Source organism: Bradyrhizobium sp. NAS96.2 (assembly GCF_001908235.1).
Taxonomy (GTDB): Bacteria; Pseudomonadota; Alphaproteobacteria; order Rhizobiales; family Xanthobacteraceae; genus Bradyrhizobium.
On the sequence record NZ_LGHK01000296.1, the window covers coordinates 1 to 4622 of the forward strand.

At 65.6% G+C, this 4622-nt stretch carries 4 protein-coding genes and 2 pseudogenes; 2 read left to right on the forward strand and 4 right to left on the reverse strand.

Annotated elements, in window-relative coordinates; genetic code table 11:
* Both AC628_RS40055 and AC628_RS40060 read right to left on the reverse strand, forming a co-directional pair.
* Positions 1-505, reverse strand: a pseudogene (locus AC628_RS40055) (peptidoglycan-binding protein); the annotation flags it as partial.
* Entirely contained in the window at positions 498-2309 is a 1812-nt protein-coding gene (locus AC628_RS40060) for an ATP-binding protein (RefSeq protein ID WP_074132237.1), read from the reverse strand. The gene AC628_RS40060 and the pseudogene AC628_RS40055, both read right to left, overlap by 8 nt.
* Before the next feature lie 432 nt (positions 2310-2741).
* Here AC628_RS40060 and AC628_RS40065 point away from each other — a divergent pair, with 432 nt between their 5' ends.
* Positions 2742-3119 carry a DUF5330 domain-containing protein gene (locus tag AC628_RS40065; RefSeq protein ID WP_074132239.1) on the forward strand — a complete coding sequence of 126 codons (378 nt, stop codon included), beginning with the start codon at positions 2742-2744 and terminating at the stop codon, positions 3117-3119.
* Between the two features lie 144 nt (positions 3120-3263).
* On the forward strand, positions 3264-3698 hold the full coding sequence (locus AC628_RS40070; RefSeq protein ID WP_074132241.1) for a SufE family protein: 435 nt from the start codon (positions 3264-3266) through the stop codon (positions 3696-3698).
* Positions 3699-3702: 4 nt separating this feature from the next.
* On the opposite strand, the gene AC628_RS40075 is transcribed toward AC628_RS40070, so the two are convergent.
* Positions 3703-4116, reverse strand: coding sequence for a Ros/MucR family transcriptional regulator (locus AC628_RS40075; protein WP_050420182.1), 414 nt, complete (start codon positions 4114-4116; stop codon positions 3703-3705).
* A gap of 183 nt (positions 4117-4299) precedes the next feature.
* Positions 4300-4622 (reverse strand): annotated as a pseudogene (locus tag AC628_RS45710) (DUF308 domain-containing protein); the annotation flags it as partial.

The window sequence follows — 4622 nt, forward strand, 5'->3', positions numbered from 1 at the left end:
CAGCCGGGGCCGGTGCGGCCGCCGGCGGCGCGGCGGTCGACTTCAAAACGAGGCTGGCCATCGGATCGACCGGCTTGGCTTCAACCGGCTTCGGTTCCGGCTTGGCTTCAACGGACCTGGTCTCGGCCGGCTTGGTCTCCACCGGCTTCACGTCGATGGGCCTGGACGGCTCCATGGCGGCCGGCTCGACCGACCGGGCGGCAGCCTCGGCGGGACGCGGGCGCGGCATTGGACTGGTGACGGCGGCAGCCGGGGCCGGCGGCGGCAGCGTCACCACCGAACCGCCGAACATCGGCGACGGATGACGGCCAGCCTGCAGGAACAGCGCGTTGATCAGGATCGCCACAATGGCAGACGTCGCCAGTACGCCGGCGACGAGATCCTTCGGACTGTGCAGCAGCAGGCGCAGGACGAGGCCACGCTCTTCCTCGGCCGCGATGGCCACTGCCTTGGCGCCGCGGCGACGGCGCGGCGTTTCGTCATCATCCAAAGTCTGTCTAGGCACTCTTCTTCACCTGATGGGTTTGCTCTTGGAGACCGGATCGCAGCGCGGGCTTCAGCGTCGAGACATTGCTGGACGGCTCGACCGTGGCCGGCGGGGTGAACGCCAGCGGCAGTGCGACCGACACGATGGTGCCCTCGCCCACCTTGCTCTCCACGTTCATGTCGCCATTGTGCAGACCAACCAGCCCCTTGACGATGGACAGGCCTAGGCCGGTGCCCTCGTGGCGGCGCTGATAGGTCTTGCCGGCCTGGAAGAACGGATCGCCGAGCCGTTTGAGATCGTCGGCGGCGATGCCGACACCGGTGTCCGAGACCCGCAGCAAGAGCCGCGAGCCCTCGACGCCGGCCGACACGGTCACCTTGCCGCCGCGCTCGGTGAACTTGATGGCGTTGGAAACCAGGTTGAGCACGATCTGCTTGAACGCGCGCGGATCGCCGTTCACGACCGGGAGGTCGTCGCCCACGCGGGTGACGAGGTCGACGCCGCTCTCGCGCGCCTTCAACGCCACCAGATTGCAGCAATTGAGCAGCGCCGGCCTCGGCGCGAACGGCTCCGGCGAAATCTCGAAATTGCCGGACTCCATCTTCGACATGTCGAGGATGCCGTTGACGACGGACAGCAAATGCTGCCCGGAGTCGTTGATGAGCTGGGCGTATTCCTTGCGGCGGGCCGCGTCGAGCCCGAGCGCGTCTTCCTGCGCGATCATCTCGGAGAAGCCGATGATGGCGTTGAGCGGGGTGCGCAGTTCGTGGCTCATGGTGGCGAGGAAGCGCGTCTTCGACGCGTCGGCCTGTTCGGCCGCGTTGCGCGCCTGTTCGAGCGCCTGCTCCTGCACCTTGCGATCGGTCACGTCGCGCATCACGGCGACGACTTCCGCGTCAGCCGAAATCTGGTCGAGCGCACGGCAGCGCATCTCGACCCAGATGAATTCGCCGGCAGCCTCGCCGCGCGCACCGTCGCGGCGCACCCGGAACTCGACGCTGCGGGACTCGCCGCGCGCGGCGTCCGACAGCGCGGTGAGATAGGCCGGCCGATCGGCGACGTGAACGCGGTCGAACAGGCCGTGGCCTGACAGCCGCGACGCCGGCACGCCGAGCAGGATCTCGGCCGCGGGCGAAATGAAGCCCACCGCGCCGTTGCGGCTGTGCCGCGACAAGACGTCGCTCATGTTATGCGCGAGCAGGCGGTAGCGCTCTTCCTCGACATAAAGCAGCGCCACGCTGGTGCGCGCCAGCGATTCCGCGCCGAAGGCGAGCCCGGCCGCATAGAAGATCGCCGACACCACGCCGAAACCGACCAGCGTGCCGTTCGACGCCACCGCGGGATCGACGGCCGGCAGCACGTGATAATGTGCCAGCACGCTCAGCAGCGCCGCGCAGATCATCGCGAGCGCAAACGCAAACGCCACCACGCGCCGTGAGGCCGACAGCGCGGCCTCGATCGGAATCACGACGAGCCACACCGCGGCGAACGACGCGATGCCGCCGGTGGTCGCGGCGATCATCATCACGAGACCGGCCAGCGCCAGCGACGACAGCACATGGGCGCCCTCGTAGCGGCCGGTGCGCGACAGGAACCAGGACAGCAGGATCGGCGCGATCAGCCAGGCGAACGCCGCGACCTCGATTGCCGTCGGCGCGCCGCGCATCGCCAGAAAGGCCGGGAACGAAGCCAGCGCCGCCAGGCTGCCGAGCAGCCGCGGCGCCATGAAGGCACGATGGCGCGCACGCGTCAGCGCATCATATTGCGCCGACGGATGCAGCAGCGCATCCAGGCAATCGCGGATCAGACTCAAACTACTCACAGCACTCGCGCTTCGGCTCAATCGTCAAGACAGACGCGCCGGAACGCCTCCTTCGTGATTGCAGGTCAACGTGTCAGAGCGAACTTAAGCGAACGCTAAGGCGGGGCCGCCTGCTGCCAAACACCGTGCATTGGCGAGGGTTCACGCTGTCATTCACCGGGCATTTTTCGGGGATGGTGAACGGCTGGTTTCCGGGTGCGACAATCTATGGTTTCGAAATGGTGGACGCGGCACATCTTGCGGATCCGGCCCCCGTCAGCCGCCATCAATCGAAAATTTACGGCGAATCAATTCAGGCGAATTTTCCGCGATTTCTCGGCGGATTTACTTCAATGCAGATACTTCCGATTTATCGACCGATGCTAACCGTGAGGGCAATAGCGGCATCGACCGCGCAAGAACCAAGACAAGATAGACGACCGGGATCGCGCCATGTTCTTCCTGCTGCGTTTGGCATTCTGGCTCGGGCTTGTGCTCGTGCTGCTGCCGAGAGACAAAACTCCTGAAGCGGACAAGACGCCGCAGATCAGCGCATCGGACGCGGTGTCGGCCGCGACCGCGACGATCAACGACATGGGTCAGTTCTGCAAGCGTCAGCCGTCGGCCTGCGACGTCGGCGGCCAGGCCGCGACCGCGATCGGCCAGCGCGCGACCGACGGTGCGCGCAAGCTCTACCAGATGATCACCGACAAGAAGCCACCCGATCACACCGGCTCGATCGGCAAGGACGATACCGATCCGGGCGCATCCCGCGACACGCTGACGGCGGACGATCAGATGATTGAATTCCGCCTGCCGCCGATGCCGTGAGCGCAAACCAGCGCGCTTTCGAGCGAGGTGGTCGCCGGTTCGCATGAAGAAAACACGTCAAAACCGCAGGGAACCGGTTCCATTTTCGTCGCTTTCGCGGCCCGCCTTCCTATATAAGCCGTTAACGACAGGACGTGGGCCACGATGACGACGACGATCGACGAAATCAGGGACAATTTTGCGCTGCTGGACGAGTGGGACGACCGTTACCGCTACGTCATCGAGCTCGGCCGCACCCTCGAACCGTTGTCGGAGGCGGAGCACTCGGCCGAGAACAAGGTGCAGGGCTGCGTCAGCCAGGTCTGGCTGTCGAAGCGGATCGAGCGCGATGCCCATGGCGAACCGCGCCTAATCTATATCGGCGACAGCGACGCCCACATCGTGCGCGGCCTGGTCGCGATCGTGCTGACGCTGTTCTCCGGGCACTCGCCGCAGCAGATCCTCGACACCGACGCGCTCGCGCTATTCGACGAATTCGGCTTCCGCGACCATCTGACGCCGCAGCGGTCCAACGGCCTGCGCTCGATGGTTGATCGCATCCGCAACGATGCGCGCGAGGCGCTGGCCTCCGCCGCGTAAGGTGTTACTTCCGCTTCCGCGCCTGCTGGCCAAGTCCCATCTTCTTGGCGAGCTGCGATCGCGCCACTGCGTAGTTCGGCGCCACCATCGGATAGTCGGCCGGCAGCCCCCATTTGTCGCGATACTGCTCCGGGGTCATGTTGTACTGGGTGCGCAGGTGGCGCTTAAGCGACTTGAAGCGCTTGCCGTCCTCGAGACACACGAGATATTCCGGCGTGATCGACTTCTTCATCGACACCGCAGGCTTGGCCGGTTCGCTCGGCATATCGCTGCGCCCGCTCGACACGCGCAGCAGCGCGGCATGGACCTGACCGATCAGGTTCGGAATGTCTGAGGCCGGCGTCGGATTGTTGCTGAGATAGGCCGAAACGATGTTGGCGGTCAGTTCGACCGGCGTTTTGCCTGACGTGTCGGACATGGCTCAACCTTCCCCGTGCTCTCGACGGCGCGGCGCCGCACGCCGTTCGGGCAGTATCCGCGCGCGACAATACATCAACAGAATCGCGCACTACTTCGCGAATATGAGCGGATTACAGGAAATCTGACAAGAACTGCCGTGTTTTAGACTTCGCGCCGGCCGTTCGCAAGTATTGCCGTAGATCTACGGCCTTTGCTCCAGATGCGAGCGGAGCTCGTCGATCGAGGCAAACCGCATCATGCCCTCGGGCATTTGCGCCTCGATCGATCCGTCCGAATAGAGCGAATAGGCCATGCCGTCGACGACGCCCGATTTGAGCACGGTCACCGGGGGCTGCTCCTGCGGCGGCGGCGGATGGCCTGATGACGCCGACGCGGCCGCCGACTGCGCCTCGCCGARGTCGACGGCGCCCGTGGGCCACGCCGCGGGGCGACATCGACCGACCTCGGCCGGTCCGCCTTCGGCCACGCATCGTCGAACGTTGGCGCGGGGTCGGCCGCCGCGGC